Source organism: Pseudomonas sp. Arb-4-2C (assembly GCF_055755015.1).
Genome location: NZ_CM146899.1, coordinates 3,362,448 through 3,377,934, shown reverse-complemented (window position 1 = coordinate 3,377,934; position 15,487 = coordinate 3,362,448). Strand labels below are relative to the sequence as shown.

Here is a 15,487-nt window from a genome sequence, read left to right as displayed (position 1 = left end):
TCCGTCGTGACCCAAGGGAGCTTGCAGCATGAGCGAAGACAACAAGGTAAAAGGCCCGGCGTCGTACTTCCCGTCCATTGAAAAGAAGTACGGCCAGCCCATCGATCACTGGCTGAACCTGCTCGCCGGCCTCAGCGAAAAGAAACACATGGCACTGGTGGCGTGGCTCAAGGAAGAACACGGCATGGGCCATGGCCATGCCAACGCGCTGGTCGCGCATCACCTGGCCAATGGCAAACAGTGAGGGCGGAGCAGCGATGAATTTCTCCCACCGGCCGGTGACGGTCGACGATGTCAAAACCTTGTGCGGCTTTCCGCAGGGCGTTCAAGAGCTGTACTTCATGTTCCCGAAAGCCCAGTACCCGCTGACGGAAGAACAGATGCACAGCGCGATCAGCCAGCGCTTCGACTCCACGGCGTTTCTGGCCAACGGCGAGTTCGTTGGTTTCGCCAACTTCTACCGTGCTGAAAACAACGGCGTCTGCTGCATCGGCAACGTCATCGTTGCGCCTTACGCCCGTGGCCAGGGTGTCGCTCGATACATTGTCGAAACCATGACCGCCGTCGGCTTCGAAAAGTATCAGGCCAGGGAAGTGCAGCTTTCCTGCTTCAACGAAAACACTGCCGGGTTGCTGCTCTACCCGAAACTGGGCTTCGTGCCGTTCTCCATTGAAGAGCGCCCGGCGCCGGGTGGCAGGCGTGTGGCACTGATCAACATGACGCGCCATCGAAGCAAGAGTTCGCGCTTGTAACCGCGGTGCTCATGCAGTCGCATCAGAAGCTTCCAGTCGTCAGAGGCGTTGGGCTGAAAGCCAGCGTAACTCGATTGTTGGGGGCTGTTTGCCAGGTCGCGTCGCTGGGGTTGCTGTCATTGCGGACGATGCATTTCCACTCCACGACATCACCGGGTTTCGCGTTGCTGAACTTTATCAAGCCGGACCAAGAGGGGGAGGAAGCAGTGAGGCGAACCGCTTTTGCCGCGTCCCAGTTCCCTAATTCCGGTCGATCGCCCACTGCATAAACGCTATAGCCCTGCGTCGTCACGCCGTTATCACAACGAAAATTCGCCTCGAGCGAAATGTACGTCCAGGTGGCGCCGGCATAACCGTATATAGGCGGCAAGGCCAGCAGCAGGGCACTCAGTGGCAACAAGTAACGAATGCGGCTCATGATCAATTCCTTGGTTCAGCTTCAGCCAAGCCAGCTTAGCCGTGCGCAAACCCAAAGAGACCTGTAAGAACTGACAGTCCATCAGATTCCTTTGCGATACCGTCAGTTGCGCCTTATTCCCACAGGCGCCCAAGCCATGCACAATTTCTGTGGGAGCAGGCTTGCTCGAAGACGTCAGTCCCGCCAGCCCATTACTGGCTGAGTCACCCAAAAATCCAAGGTATTGAACATGTCGGACACACCCTCACGCCTGACCTACAGACGTCCACAGCCTGCAGACCTGCCCACCGTTTTCGCAATCTTCGGCGACCCGCAAACCAACCTGTTCAACCCCGCCGGCCCCATGACCGACATCGCCCAGGCCGAAGCATTGCTGGACCGCTGGCTGCAACACTGGGCGACCCACGGCTACGGATGGTGGGCGATCAGCAGCGCACAAGATCCTGAACACATCCTCGGATTCGCCGGCATCGCCGCCCATGACTACCTGGGAAAACCGGTGACCAACCTCGGCTATCGCTTCGCCGTTGAAGCATGGGGCCAGGGCTACGCCACAGAGGCCGCGCAAGCCGCGCTGACCCATGCCTTCGACCACCTGGGATTGCTTGAGGTATACGGCCTGGTCAGACCCGATCATGTCGCATCCATCCGCGTCCTGGAGAAAATCGGCATGCGTCGTTTCGACCTGCTGGACGACGTCCCGAACAAAGCCCCCAGCCTGGTATTCAAAATCCAACAAGAGGCCCGCTAATCCGACCACATTCCCCCTTGCAGGAGTGAGCCTGCTCGCGATAACGCCAGCCAAGCCCGTCACAATCCCCTGTGGGAGCGGGCTTGCTCGCGAAAACGCCCACCCAGTCACCCCATCAACCCCAGAACGAAATAAACAGTAAAACCACCACTGTTTAAACGAAACCTCCAGTAACCACCTACGCCCTGCAACGCCTTGCGCCATCGGCTACGACTAAGCCAGAGTCCGCCGGCTTGTGCGTCTGGTACGCCATCCGTAACTGGATTCCTGTCACTGCTCATCAGTGATCGGGTCTGCAAGCCCGCCGAAACCAGTCGCATAGCCAAGCCAAATGGACGCTCGTTCGCGCCCACTCAATGGCAGCTTTGTGCGGGAGACTTTCGGGTCTGCCGGGTTCCTGGTTTCCCGGTCTTGCAGACCCGCGCACAGCTGCCACCCATCATCTGCAAGTGATGCTGGTAGCTCCTAATGAACAATCAGGAGTTTCACCATGATCAAACCAACACCCAACCCCCCAGAAACCGACCTCGCATCCCCCTACGAATCCCTCGATTCCAAAAAACTCCACGAAGCCGCAGAACGCGCCCTCGACCACTACCTCACCCCAGCCAGCCAAATCATGGCCAGCACCCACAAACCCGAACCCATGTACCTCGCCAACCCCAAGTGCGATACCGAATCCCTGCTCGCCAACGCCAGCGAAACCCTCGGCTCCGCCAGCGAAATGCTCAACAACTTTGCCGCCATGCTCGACACCTCCCACCGCAAAACCGCACTGGGCATCGCCCAAGTCGTGATGCTAGGCGAACTCGCGGTAAACCAGGCACTCGACAACGTCGAAATCTCCCACTGACCACCCCGTGCGACGAGACCAAACCCTCGTCGCACCCAGCGACATCTACCCCGCTGGCACACGGCCACGCCTTGCGCCCCCAAGCCTCGGTTGTCACCCTTCGGCCCGTTCTTCAAGGATCAGAACAAGGAAGTCAAGGATTGAGCGGCTACGTTCCCACCCCCCCGAAAAACCACCGCTACGAAGAAGCCAAACCCGTCGACATTCACGCCCAGCGTTGGGCCGAGTATGAGAAACACGGGAAAAAACCTGCACTCGAGCCTGAGAAAATCGGGATTGCGTTGAGGATTGGCGTGTTCTTTGATGGTACAGGTAACAACGCGAATAACACGGCGGCTGGCCTGCTGTGCGGTGCGCAGCATCCGATTGCGCCGCAGGATATTCCTGCTAGCTGTCAGCCCTATATGAAGGATCCGGACAGCAGTTACGCCAACGACACCACCAATGTTCAGAAACTGAGTGAACTGTACTTCGCACCTCAAAGGGCCGAAGGGGATAGTTCGCAGAAGCAAGCGTTCCGGATGATTTACATCGAGGGAATAGGAACTGAGTCAGGCAAGAAGGACAGTACGTTAGGTGATGGTACTGGCCGAGGCGTAACAGGCGTGGCAGGCCGTGTTCAGTTGTCGTTTGCAGAGATCAAAACGCGCACCAATAGTGAAATTACGTCCCTGACCTTTGATGCATTTGGCTTCAGCCGGGGTGCTGCTGCCGCGAGACACTTTGCCAACGAGGTCGTACGTGGAAAGCAGGGTCCACTTGGGGAGGTTTTGCGCAGCAACGCCAACGCCCTCAGCCGGACCTTCATCGACGAGTATAAAAGCAGCATCAACATGGGTTTTATCGGCCTTTTTGATACGGTGCCTTCAATCGCTGGCTGGTCGAATCTGGGGGATATCAAAAGTCCCATCGCAACAGGAATCAAGCTGTACCTCGACCGTCGTTTCTTCACAGATGTCGTGCAGCTATCGGCGCGTGACGAATATCGGGCCAACTTCGCTCTGAGTCGTGTTAAAGCGGATCACTTGGAAATAACTCTGCCCGGGGTTCATTCCGACATCGGCGGTGGCTACCGCGATGAGGTCCAAGAGTGCGTGCTCATCAGTCCGATGCAAACGCTTGAGGTGTCGCAATTTACCGACGTCTCCACTACTTCGATCTATCGTGATGCCGTGACGGTGAAGGCGCAGTGGCTTGCCAAAGAATGGCCAGAAGAGATGTTGGAGATCGTCACGCCTGATACCCTTCTTCTGCCTATTGATCGGCAGGATCGGCTCAGCCCACGCATGAAGCGCGTGTATGCCGCAGTGCAACTCAAACGTCCTGTGAGTGGCATGCTCTCCAGAGTATATCTACGAGTGATGCACCGATTGGCAAAAGAGAAGGGCGTTCGGTTTAAAGACATTCCCGATACGCCTGAGTTGGCAGTGCCCGCAGAGCTTCAAACGCTGTGTGATCGATTTCTGGCAGGAAGTTATGACACCTCAATACAAGAAGACCAACTGCTGAAGCTGAAGTACATTCATATGTCTGCAAATTGGAACCATCCTCTCGGGCGCAGAGATGGCAGTAGCGTCCGTGCCGTTTACATCAATGCCCCGACGGCGGACTCGATACGCGTACAACACCCTCATGTAGCTGACTGGAAACTTTGGTGATGAAAGTAGTTTTTACCCTGCTATGCGCGCTGTTCATTACAGGGTGCCAGTCTGCGGATCCACTTTCAGCAAAAAATGACTCGAAATCTGAATGGTGGGAATTGGCGTTCACTGAACCTGACTACATGAAAACTTGGGTAGAGGACAGTTCTGTTCAAGACATTAACGGCAGGATTTTCTACAAAACCGGCGGTGGCACCGCTGCGGGGGGGAGCCTGGAGATGGAACGGAGTCCGCCCGAGGGTGGACAGGTGGGGTAGGTGGCAGCGGAAAGAGAGTGGTGGGTGCAGATTTACCTGTTCGCATCTGGGTCCGTTGGCAATCAATCGCCGAGCAGAAAACTTGGCAAGCATGGGTAGATATTCCAGAAGAGGCCAGGCAGTTGATGGTGTCGTCCGTTAATCAGCGCTGCCCGCAAACACCGGACCAGGAGGCAAGATTCATGGCATCGGTCTATCTCGGCCTGGCTCCCGGCGGTGTCGTGCAGGTTTGGGTAAGAGACTCATGTCATCACCCGGTCAAAGTCGCGCGTGCACAGGCCGAAATTGAGCCACTGGGGCCGAGCCAAGGTAAGAACGAAGGGCGGTACGCTTATCCCGTCAGTGAAAAGGCCAAGCGGTATATCGAAAAATTCGGCATTCCATATGGAAGTTGGTAGTCGCGACACTTACCTGAATGGATCTTTCTGTGATGAAAGCAACGATTGCACTGCTGGGCGTTTTATTGTTCTGGCTGCCAAATCGGAGGCTCAGAAACTGGCGAAAATGACCCTAAATATCCATGGTGGGAATTAGTGTTCGTTGAGCCTAATTACATGAAGGTCTGGGTAGAGGACAGCTCCGTCCAAGACATCAACAACAGAGTCTTCTTTAGAGCTGGCAGGAGCACTGCTGCCAGCGGAGAGCCCGATATCCGCACAGAGTCTGCCCGTGGTTGGGGGAAAGTATCGGGGAGCGGGATGCCTGTGACGGGCGCCGATCTTCCAAAACAGATCTTTGCCCGCTGGCAATCAATAACAGAGCAAAAAACCTACAAAGGTTTCATCGAAATCCCGGAAGAGGGCAGGCAACTGATGATGAAGTCAACACACCAGCGTTGCCCGGAAACACCGGAGAAAACCGCTCGGTTTATGGCGTCACTCTACGTAGGACTCGCTCCGGGCGGCGTACTCCAAGCATGGGTTAGAGATTCATGTCGAAATCCGGTTGAGGTCGCCGGTGGTCAGGGAGATATAGAGGTTCTGGGGCCGGAACAAGGGAAGTACGGTGGTCGTTATGCATATCCGGTAAGTGAGAAGGCTAAGCGCTACGTCGAAAAGTACGGCATTCCGTATGGAAGTTGGTAGGAAAGAGGTAGGAGTCACTTCTCTTGCCTGCTTTCAGTGGCGTTGTCTTGAGTGAATCACCTTTTGACAGCTACCGCGTCAATGCTGAGCTCAACGAAGGTCCGCTTTCGGCCGATTCTGTTGAAAAAGTCGGATTTTCAGCTCGCCAGAGCTCAGGCATGGCTACCACCGGAGAACCCACTCACCACATTGAGTGGTTTCTCGGCCCTTCGTTGATCTTTGCTGCTCTGTTAGTGGGTTGGTTTGAGGTTTTTTGCTTCGTGCAGGCGCACCTATCCCGTAGAAGGTGGCCCTTGAGATGCAAGTTTGGCCAGACGTCGCAGGTTCTGTACCGCGGCCGCCAGCGTGAACTCATCGGACGCGCCACTCATGCCACGTAGTCGCAAGCGATCCAGTTTCAGGATGCGTTTGAGGTGGGCAAACAACATTTCGACCTTCTTACGTTCGTGGCGAGAGCGCACGTACTCCGGCGTCGCTGCGATGCGTCGAGCCACATCACGAGTGGCTTCATGGACGCTGCGGACGATCTTGCGAATCGAAGTGTTCGGGCAGCACTTGGCTTTCATCGGACATGTCGCGCAGTCGGTCTGTCTGGATCGGAAGATGATGGTGTTGGCTTTTGTGACGTGCGAACGCTCGCTCTTGAAGGCTCGCCATTCACTGCGTAATACGTTGCCGGCTGGGCAGCGGTATTCCTCAGCCTCTTCATTCCAGTGGAAATCGTTACTCGAAAAGCTGTCGTTCTTGCGCTCGGTTTTGTCCCACACCGGCACATGCGGTTCGATGTCTTTTTCCTCCACCATCCAGGCCAGCATCGGCGCAGTACCGTAAGCGGTGTCGCCAATGAGGCGCTCTGGCTTGATGTCGAACTGCGCTTCGACCCGATCGATCATCGTCTTGGTGCTCTCGACTTCGGCGGTTCGATGAGCCGGTGTGGGTTCCACATCCATGATGACGCCGTGCTCGGTATCGATCAGATAATTCGTGGAGTAAGCGTAGAACGCTGGTCCGCCTGGAGCAGCTGTCCAGCGGGCTTGAGGATCCGTCAGCGACAGGCGCTTCGGTAGCGTTTCGGCCAAAGCCTCTTCATCGAGGCCTTCAAGGTACTCACGCACGGCGCGGGTGCTCAGGGCCGGATCGCTCCAGTTGACCTGTTCATCACCCGGTACGCCGCGCTGCCGACTCGCATCCGCTTTGATGATGCTGGCGTCCACGGCAAATCCTTCGCCTTTAACCAGGCCTGCGTCCATGCAGCGACGCAGCACTTCATTGAACAACCAGCGAAACAGATCACTGTCCCGAAAACGGCCGTGTCGATTTTTGGAAAAGGTCGAGTGGTTGGGGACTTCATCTTCAAGGCTCAACCGGCAGAACCAGCGATACGCCAGGTTCAAATGGGCCTCTTCGCACAACCGCCGTTCGGAGCGGATGCCATAGCAGTAGCCGACGATCAGCATGCGGATCATCAGTTCAGGATCAATCGACGGACGCCCAATCGGGCTATAGAAATCGGCGAGGTAATGGCGCAGGTCGCTCAGATCAAGACACCGATCAATGCTGCGCAGAAGGTGATTGGCTGGAATGTGATCTTCAAGGTTGAACGAGTAAAACAGCCGCTCCTGCCCACTCGATAACTGTCCCATCATGCTGCGTGCTTCCCTGCTGGCCAATGCAGAGATTTTGCCGCAGGCCAGACAGGGGAGCTACTTTTTCAACAGAATCGGCCAGAAGCGGTCAGTCATGTCCTGACACTTCCCGCCGAAGTGCTCGGTCGAATGTATCTTTAGAACCAGAACCTATTCTTTACCCTCCGCGCTGCGATTCCGGCCTGGCCAATGCATCCCGCCGGCTTCGTGTATGCCCACACGCTTGAGCCAAGATTTGTACTACGCTCCACAAGCGCCTCCTTAATAGTCAGGCAATGAACACAACGAATTTTTTGTGTGATATGAAATAATCGCCATATTATTTATGGTGATTTCCTTTGATGGGAAGCTTCGATCAGGAGCGAATGAAACTATGATAACTGTCATTACAGCACCCATTATCTCTCATATAAATGACCGGCATGGCCCAAATGGCGAAAGCGGCTCGAATTTCACTTCTGCCTTTCTAGACAATAGTAGCGGCTTAGGTGGAGTAGCGAAATATGTCGTAGATCATGGTGCTTGCGCATTCAGCTGGAGCCACGACGGTGCTCCCGTCCATACCTATTACTACAACTTCAGAACTGCGATAGGTACAGGAATAGATGAACACGGAAGAACTATAAATTTCCAAGCGGTTGAAGTTATCGGAACTCCCAGTGGAGAGATATTATGGGTAAGCACCATGTTTCCGAAGTACAAGATGACATAGCTAATTTTATTGAATTATTGCTATTTTATTTCTGAAATACCGACAGGTGAAAGGCCGCTTCTGGCTGGTTTCTGCCTTCCTCGACCGGCCGAAACCGACCCCAAGCGGACACCGATTCAAGGTTCTGTGGCTCGTACCGGCCTCGTCGCCGGCAAGCCGGCTCCCAAAGAAATACCATTTGACTCCAAGACTACGCTGCATCTTTGGGGGACGAGCTTGTTGGCGATGGCCGCGGAACGGCCCCGGCATCCTATTGTCCGCTTGGGGTCGATGCGCAGCGAGAAAGGCTTTGTATTCAAAATATTTAGATATCCCCCAATATCTCAGAAAAGATCAATGATGCTGTCAGCGCACCGACGTGCGTCATAGCTGATTTGACGATTGCCGCTGATATCCCCGATCTCATCTACAGTGGCCACCACGAACTCCTGGATAATTTTCTCTAGCGCTTCTTGCAGCGGTAATTCCTTGTTGAACGAAGCAAGCGTGCGCAGTTGTCTCATTTCGAGCTCATCGTCTGCTAGTTCGCCCTTCATGTTGCTCATCAAAACTCTAATGTAGAAGGCAAAGGTAAGTTGATCGATGTTGTTTCCCATCGCTTCAGCGAGATGCAGCAGTTTGGCCAGTAGACTCCGGGAGCTAGTTGAGTTGTCCAGTGAGAGGAGCGCCTGGACACCTTCGCTCAGCGCGTAGGTTATCAGCCTCGGATCTACACGTCGGTTGGCTAGCTCAAGCCGGAGGTAGGCGATGCTGTAGATCAGAAACTCCATTGTGGCCACGTCGTTCATTAGGCCAATAACATGGTTTCGATCGATGTAATCTTTCCTCAACCGCAGTACTGTCTTGGCCAAGAAGCCTTGGACCTCTCTTCGTAGCGCAGCAGATTTGCTGGACTTGTTATCGCTCAATACATCGCCGATGAAGTTGAACACGGCGCTCACGTGTTTATCCGTCTGGATCGAGGTGATCAAATTGTCCTTTGGCCAGCGGCGAAATCGGGATGAGCTTTTCTCCTCGTCTACCGGAGCAGTGGCTGTCGGTTGTTCAGTCACGACTTCCACGCTTTCAAGCTCCACGATGGCTTCAGTCTGCTCGGGCGGGCGGGCGTGGAGCTGGGGGCTGGGTTCGATCAGTTCAGCGACGGCAGGTGTTCTTCGGGAGGCGGGATTAGGGGAAGGCGAGATTTCAGCAGTCTGATCGGCAGGCAGCGCAGCAGGCGTGATGATAGGCTCCGGTTTAGCGGCATGTTTTGCTTGCTGCAAGTATTGTTCGACACTATCAAACAGGTGGACCAGCGTACCTCCCGAAGGCTGTGTCAGTTTAATCACCTGCCGCTCGTTAATGTAGAGCGTTGACGTCATTAAGCTTTTCTTGACGAAGAGTGAGGATACCTTCGAAAGGGCATAGCGGAAGGGATCACAGAAATTTTCCTTCCCGCAAATCTCGTTCGCAGTGATGATGACGCCTACTTTTGCGTTACCAAAAACCGTCTCATCGATAAGCAATTGGATGTCGTCATATTTGACATCTGGGCAGTACGAAGCGATAGCGTTGTAAGCTTTGTCGCGAGGTATGTGCGGCTTTTTGTGAATTTTTTCCGCGCGACCCAGTTCGCCAATAAACTCTAACATCGACATGTGCATGACTCCCTTCATATCCTGATTGCGCATAGGCACTAGGCGCCGAGCATGAGTGGCCACATGCTACTATGCGCACTCACTGGATCCAAGCTAGAAGCAGCCTTACTGAGAGCTTCATTCGTGAACGCCCGCCCAACTCAACAAGCGTGAATGAGGTCGGCATCCACTGATGCGGCAGCGACCGATCTCGCTCATCCGCTGTGTCGGGCAGCCGCGTCAGAACATTGAATCGCCCCTGATTTCGTCAACAATGAATGACCGCTTTTGGCCGAAAGCAGCCGTATCCCGAAATTCCACATCCGTTCAAGAACGGCCAGACCATCAAAAATCCATCCTTAGCCTCATCCAACAACAATATCGAACGCAGCACTACCCAAAACCTCCCCATTCACCAAAACCCTCACCCCATGCCGCCCCACAAAATGCTTGCGCGTCGTAAAATCCTTAATCACCTGCCGCCGCCCCACAACCACTTCCCCAAAACCCGCCAACACCACCGTCTTCAACTTGAAAACCTTCCCCGCAATCCCGCCATTCGCTTTCACATAGTCAATCGCATAATCAATCACCAACCGCTGTTCATGCGCCACCGTCGACTTCACCACAAACGACAACGTAATAGACTCACCCAACCTCACTACCGCCGGCTCAACCCGCACATCCAGCAACTCAACCTCAGCCTTCGCCCCCGCGCCAATCACCGTCAGTGCGCGCAGATCTCCCTGTTTGATCAAGCTGCGCAACGCATGCTTGGCAATCCACGCTGTGTGTTTGTTCTCCAGCGACCACCCTTCAATTGTGTCCAGCACCCACTCTGGATGTTCCTTGGTCACATCATTCAAATGGTTTGCCACGGACTTGCGCACGTACAAACTCTCGTCGGCCTTCAACCGATCAAGAATCCCGGCGGCCAGTTGCGGATTGGCCTGCACCGCTTCCAAACGAAAAGACCACGGCAGGCGAGGGCGGGTGCCTTCGCTGGCCAAGCGGCGGACGTGGTGGTTTTCGTCTTGGGTCCAGTCGTGCATGAGTTCCAGTGAGCGTTCCAGCTCGCTGCGCAGGAAGTGGCGGATGGCGAATTCGGAGGAGCCGAAGGTGGTGAAGTATTTCAGGGCTGCCATTGAGGTATCGAACGCGTGGCCGCCGTAGCTGGCGACGTAGTGCGGCAGGCACATGCTGACGAATCCGCTGTTGAGGCGGGGGGCGAGTTCGCGCAGGGCTTCGAGGGAATCTTCGTAGTCCAGTGGCAGCACGGCGTGCAGGCTTTCGCTGACGCGGGCCATGCGTTGCATCACCGACAGGTCGGCAAGCCCGTTGCTGGCATGTTTGAGAAACGCCTTGGCCTTGAACGCCGGGTACACGGCGCTCATTTCGGTGGCGATGTGTTGCAGGCGTTCGGCGTTGAAGATTTCCTTTAGCGCCGGGGCGGCGGTGTCGGTGGTGCTCATGGTCAGGTCATCGGGGTGCTGACGAACGCTTCGAGGGTTTCGGCGTAGGCGGTGTATTGGGCGATGTGCGGATAGCGGCGGGTGTCGATCTGGTCGGGGACGACGAGGTCGGTGAAGCTCCAGGCGACGGCGAGGCTGATGCCGGCCTGCGTGAGGGGGCCGTCGGTGGGCAGGCCGGTTTTTTCCAGTTCCTGTTCGAGGGCATTGAAGGCGGCGGCGAGTTGGCCTTCGACGCGCTCGACCCACGGTTGGTATTGAATGTCGGCCGGGCGCAGGTTGCGTTCGTAGTAGAGCTGCACGGCTTTTTCGCAGGCGGCGAGGCTGAGGCCGATCAGGCGCAGGGCGTGGGCGCGTTGTTTGAGGTCGGCAGGCAACAGGCTTTGGCCGGCGCTGGTTTCGAGGTAGTCGAGGATGAGGGTGGAGTCCATCAGGACTACGCCGTCGTCGAGGATCAGCGTGGGCGCCTTGACCACCGGGTTGATCTGCTGGAATTGCTCGAAGTGGCGGAATACCGAAACCGACTCGTGTTCGAGGTCAATCCCCAAGCGTTTGGCGGAGATCGCCACGCGGCGCACGTAAGGGGAGTCCAGCATGCCGATCAGTTTCATGACGCGTTCCTTCAAGTCGAACCGGTGGGAAGGCATAACCTAGCCGAGCCAGCGGCAAATGTCAGTCCTCAAACCCCGCTTGCTCGTGAATCTCATCCACATTCAATTCCAGCCGATACGCCACCGCCACAAATAACGCCTGACACAAACACAACGTTGCACTCAACGAACGAAATGCCAGCGCGCTCCCCTCATTCACCAGCAACAGGCTGTTGGCATTCCTCGCCAGTGGCGAGAGGTGGCTGTCGGTGAGGATCAGGGTGTTGGCCTGTTGCTGGCGGGCGTAGCGCAGGCAGTGTTGGGTTTCCTTGGCGTAGGGAGTGAAGCTGATGGCGACCACCAAATCACCGCTACGCACGCTGCGCATCTGCTCTCGATAACTGCCGCCAAGGCCGGACACCAGGTGAATGCGCTTGTGAGTGTGTTGCAAGTTGTAAACGAGGTAATCGGCGACGGCGAAGGAGCGGCGCACGCCGACCACATAGATGTTGTCGGCGTTGACGATCAGGTCGACGGCTTTTTCGAACGCGACGTCGTCGAGTTCGCGGCCCAGGCGTTCGATGCTGGAGCGGGTGGCGTCGATGCATTCGCGGGCGAGGTCGCCGTCGCTGGCGTGTTGCGACTGGTTGGCGATCATGCTGCGGATGCGTTGCTGGTAGTTCTGCACCGGTGAGGCTTTGTGGGTGTAGGCGGCGCGGAACAGCGCCTGCATTTCGCTGAAGCCGCTGAAACCGAAGCGCTGCGAGAAGCGCACGATGGCGGAGGGGTGCACCTCGCATTCCCGGGCGATGTCGCTGATGCGATCGACCATGATCCGGTCGCTTTGCTGGCTCATGTAACTGGCGATGCGCTTGAGTTGGCGCGGCAGGGTGTCGTATTCGTCGGTGATCAGTTGCAACAGACGCTCGGCATTGATCGGGGGGCTGGCGAGGGGGCGCTCGTCGTTGGCCGGCAGATCGGGGCGGGGCATGGGGAGTCCTTTTGGCTGAACGATCACTCAGTGGGTGGGCTGATAATAGGTGGGCCTGCGAGGGTTTGCGGGCGAGATTTACGGCGTCTGCGCAGCTGAAACGATGCACTGCGCGGGCCACTGGGCTGAAAAAAATGCGACCAACTGCCGCTGGGTTAGCCGTTTGTCTTCTATATACAGCCGTTCGACTGAATTTCTTGCTATAAACGCACTCCGATGACCGCCATGACGCCTGTGTCAGAGCTGTTTACGGGTGTTGTCGGACAAATTCCCAGTATTTACAGTTGCTGAGGCCTCAAACGGGCCTTAGACTGCCGCCCCTTCGTAAATTGAGTGCCGGGTGGCGTTTGCAATAAACGATGCCTTTTCGTTGACCGGACACGGTTCGCCGGAACGCTCCCTAATTCGCCTTAATGCACGTTTTTTTATAGAGATATCAATGACAAAGGACAAGTTGCTGGCCATGCCGGCAGATGACTACATGAATGCCGAGCAGCACGCTTTCTTCACTGAGCTGCTGCAGAACATGAAAGTCGAAACCCACGAGCGCATTGAGCAAAACCGTATCGCCATCGAAAGCCTGGACACCCCGGCCGACCCGGCGGACGCGGCTTCGGTTGAAGAAGAGCGCACCTGGCTGGTCAACGCGATCGATCGCGACCAGCGCATGCTGCCGCAACTGGAACAAGCCCTTGAGCGCATCAAGGAAGACAGCTTTGGCTGGTGCGACGACAGCGGCGAGGCCATCGGCCTGAAGCGTCTGCTGATCAGCCCGACCACCAAGTACTGCATCGAAGCTCAAGAGCGTCACGAGCAGATCGACAAGCACCAGCGTCAGGCCTGATTCTGTGCGGTAACCCATGAATGTGGGTTGCCCCGAAAAGATCGCAGCCTTCGCCAGCTCCCACACGAGCTGACGGGGCTGCGATCTTTGCATTTGTTCGTCTGCGATATTGCGCGCGCCGTTCCATTGACCTGCTGCAAGCCCACGACTAATGGACCATGGATAATGGCTATGTAGTGGCGTTTAATGCGGATACAACAATGAGAACAAGCGTGGGGTGTTGATATGACGAGAGATGGATCTCTGGTTGGGGCGTTGCCCGCACCAGTGCTGTTGCCGAAAAACCGCTGGATCGCTCCGACCCTGCAAAGCATCGCCCTGATGCTGTTGCTCGTCGGCATGACGCTGGGTGAGTGGTCGTTGTACATCGGCCTGCCGCTGGCGGTGCTGATTGTCTGGCTGCCACGTCTGCGCTCGCGTGCCGTCGCCGATGCCGCGCCTGTCGATACCGACAGCGCCATGTCCGAACTCACGCGCGACCTTTCCTACACCACCAGTCATAACGCGCTGTCAGCCGCGGGCGTGGCGTTTTCCGTCAAGCAACTGGCGAGCAAACTTGAATCGCAGCTCGACGCGGCGGCGCAGATTGTCAGCAACGCCGAAGTGATGATCGCCACCGAACACGCCACCTCGCAGCTCAGCCGCGAAGCGCTGGACGCCGCCAGCAAAGCGCATCACAGCAGCGCGGTAGGGCGCACCGAGCTGGTGGACTCGATTGCGCGCATGCACCAACTCAGTCAGCGCGCGAATGCGAGCCGTGAGCTGATCGAAGCCCTGAGCCTGCGCAGCGATGACATTCAGCGCGTTACGCTGGTGATTCAGTCCATTGCCAGCCAGACCAATCTGCTGGCTCTGAACGCGGCGATTGAGGCGGCGCGGGCTGGCGAGCATGGTCGTGGTTTTGCGGTGGTGGCGGATGAGGTGCGCGGTCTGGCGGCGCGCACGGCGTCGGCGACTGGCGAGGTCGGGGAGATGGTCGCCGACATTCAACAGCGCACGGCGCAAGTGGTGGAGCAGATCCGCGAGCTGTCCAGCGATCTGCAGACCGGTGTCGAACAGGTGGAAAACACCGGGCAGCACCTGGAAAACATCGCCCGGTTGGCCGCCGGGGTCGAAACTCAGGTCGGCGAAATTGCCCGTGGTGCGGACACCAATCGTGAGCAACTCGACAGCCTGTTCAAGGCCATCGAGCAAATGCGCAGCGATCTGGCGATCAGCGATCAACAGACTCGACGCCTGGCCGAGGCTGCGGTGCAGATGGAAGGTCAGGCGGAAACCATCAGCGAGCGGCTGGCCGAAGTCGGTCTGGATGACTATCACCAGCGGGTCTATGACCTGGCGCGAGAGGGCGCGGGCCAGATTGCGGCGCGGTTCGAAGCCGATGTCGAGCAGGGGCGGATCAGCCTTGAGGATTTGTTCGATCGCCAATATCAGCCGATTCCCGGGACGCAACCGGCGAAGTTTCAAACCCGTTTCGACCGCTATACCGATCAGGTACTGCCGGCGATTCAGGAGCCGTTGCTGCCGCGCCACGAAGGGTTGGTGTTCGCCATCGCCTGCACGCAGCAGGGCTATGTGCCGACGCACAATCTGGCGTTCAGCCAGCCGTTGACCGGTGACGAGCGGGTCGACGCCGTGGGCAACCGCACCAAACGCAAGTTCGCTGACCGCACCGGCATTCGCTGTGGCAGTCATCAACAGGCGGTGTTGTTGCAGACCTACACCCGCGACACTGGGGAGCTGATGCATGACTTGTCGGTGCCGATCATGGTCAAGGGCCGGCACTGGGGCGGGTTGCGGCTGGGCTATAAACCCGAGGCTGCGCGCTGATCGATTATTACC

Annotated in this window: 13 protein-coding genes and 2 pseudogenes; 9 read left to right on the top strand and 6 right to left on the bottom strand. The window is 56.7% G+C overall.

The window, feature by feature from the left end; translation table 11 throughout:
• Window positions 1-28: 28 nt before the first annotated feature.
• Entirely contained in the window at window positions 29-244 is a 216-nt protein-coding gene (locus AC0J41_RS15020) for a DUF4287 domain-containing protein (protein ID WP_473012871.1), read from the top strand.
• A gap of 13 nt (window positions 245-257) precedes the next feature.
• A complete protein-coding gene (locus AC0J41_RS15015) occupies window positions 258-752 on the top strand; it encodes a GNAT family N-acetyltransferase (protein WP_473012870.1) in 495 nt (164 codons plus the stop codon).
• 22 nt (window positions 753-774) lie between these two features.
• On the opposite strand, the gene AC0J41_RS15010 is transcribed toward AC0J41_RS15015, so the two are convergent.
• On the bottom strand, window positions 775-1,170 hold the full coding sequence (locus AC0J41_RS15010) for a carbohydrate-binding module family 20 domain-containing protein (RefSeq protein ID WP_473012869.1): 396 nt from the start codon (window positions 1,168-1,170) through the stop codon (window positions 775-777).
• 229 nt (window positions 1,171-1,399) lie between these two features.
• Between AC0J41_RS15010 and AC0J41_RS15005 the strand changes: the two genes are divergently transcribed.
• The 5 genes and pseudogenes from AC0J41_RS15005 (at window position 1,400) to AC0J41_RS14985 (ending at window position 5,777) form a co-directional block, all read left to right on the top strand.
• On the top strand, window positions 1,400-1,921 hold the full coding sequence (locus AC0J41_RS15005) for a GNAT family N-acetyltransferase (RefSeq protein WP_473012868.1): 522 nt from the start codon (window positions 1,400-1,402) through the stop codon (window positions 1,919-1,921).
• Window positions 1,922-2,411: 490 nt separating this feature from the next.
• Complete coding sequence (locus AC0J41_RS15000) at window positions 2,412-2,774, top strand: DUF6124 family protein (protein ID WP_473012867.1); 363 nt, start codon at window positions 2,412-2,414, stop codon at window positions 2,772-2,774.
• Between the two features lie 140 nt (window positions 2,775-2,914).
• The gene (locus AC0J41_RS14995; RefSeq protein ID WP_473012866.1) at window positions 2,915-4,432 is read left to right on the top strand and encodes a DUF2235 domain-containing protein; all 1,518 of its coding nucleotides are present in this window, start codon (window positions 2,915-2,917) and stop codon (window positions 4,430-4,432) included.
• Window positions 4,432-5,090 (top strand): annotated as a pseudogene (locus tag AC0J41_RS14990) (DUF2931 family protein). The gene AC0J41_RS14995 and the pseudogene AC0J41_RS14990 overlap by 1 nt, the downstream one beginning before the upstream one ends.
• Before the next feature lie 32 nt (window positions 5,091-5,122).
• Window positions 5,123-5,777: pseudogene (locus AC0J41_RS14985) on the top strand (DUF2931 family protein).
• A gap of 272 nt (window positions 5,778-6,049) precedes the next feature.
• Here the strand turns inward: AC0J41_RS14985 and AC0J41_RS14980 are convergent.
• The 5 genes from AC0J41_RS14980 to AC0J41_RS14960 all read right to left on the bottom strand — a co-directional run bounded on the left by AC0J41_RS14980 (window position 6,050) and on the right by AC0J41_RS14960 (window position 12,801).
• Complete coding sequence (locus AC0J41_RS14980; protein WP_473012865.1) at window positions 6,050-7,423, bottom strand: transposase; 1,374 nt, start codon at window positions 7,421-7,423, stop codon at window positions 6,050-6,052.
• Between the two features lie 1,035 nt (window positions 7,424-8,458).
• On the bottom strand, window positions 8,459-9,772 hold the full coding sequence (locus AC0J41_RS14975; protein ID WP_473012864.1) for a hypothetical protein: 1,314 nt from the start codon (window positions 9,770-9,772) through the stop codon (window positions 8,459-8,461).
• Window positions 9,773-10,116: 344 nt separating this feature from the next.
• Window positions 10,117-11,223: a DNA alkylation repair protein gene (locus AC0J41_RS14970; RefSeq protein ID WP_473012863.1), complete on the bottom strand. Its 1,107-nt coding sequence runs from the start codon at window positions 11,221-11,223 to the stop codon at window positions 10,117-10,119.
• Between the two features lie 2 nt (window positions 11,224-11,225).
• Window positions 11,226-11,831, bottom strand: a complete 606-nt coding sequence (locus tag AC0J41_RS14965) for a glutathione S-transferase (RefSeq protein ID WP_473012862.1) — start codon at window positions 11,829-11,831, stop codon at window positions 11,226-11,228.
• A gap of 61 nt (window positions 11,832-11,892) precedes the next feature.
• Window positions 11,893-12,801 carry a MurR/RpiR family transcriptional regulator gene (locus AC0J41_RS14960; RefSeq protein ID WP_473012861.1) on the bottom strand — a complete coding sequence of 303 codons (909 nt, stop codon included), beginning with the start codon at window positions 12,799-12,801 and terminating at the stop codon, window positions 11,893-11,895.
• 439 nt (window positions 12,802-13,240) lie between these two features.
• Between AC0J41_RS14960 and AC0J41_RS14955 the strand changes: the two genes are divergently transcribed.
• Entirely contained in the window at window positions 13,241-13,645 is a 405-nt protein-coding gene (locus tag AC0J41_RS14955) for a TraR/DksA family transcriptional regulator (RefSeq protein ID WP_003225981.1), read from the top strand.
• 225 nt (window positions 13,646-13,870) lie between these two features.
• Window positions 13,871-15,475 carry a methyl-accepting chemotaxis protein gene (locus tag AC0J41_RS14950; protein WP_473012860.1) on the top strand — a complete coding sequence of 535 codons (1,605 nt, stop codon included), beginning with the start codon at window positions 13,871-13,873 and terminating at the stop codon, window positions 15,473-15,475.
• Window positions 15,476-15,487: the final 12 nt, after the last annotated feature.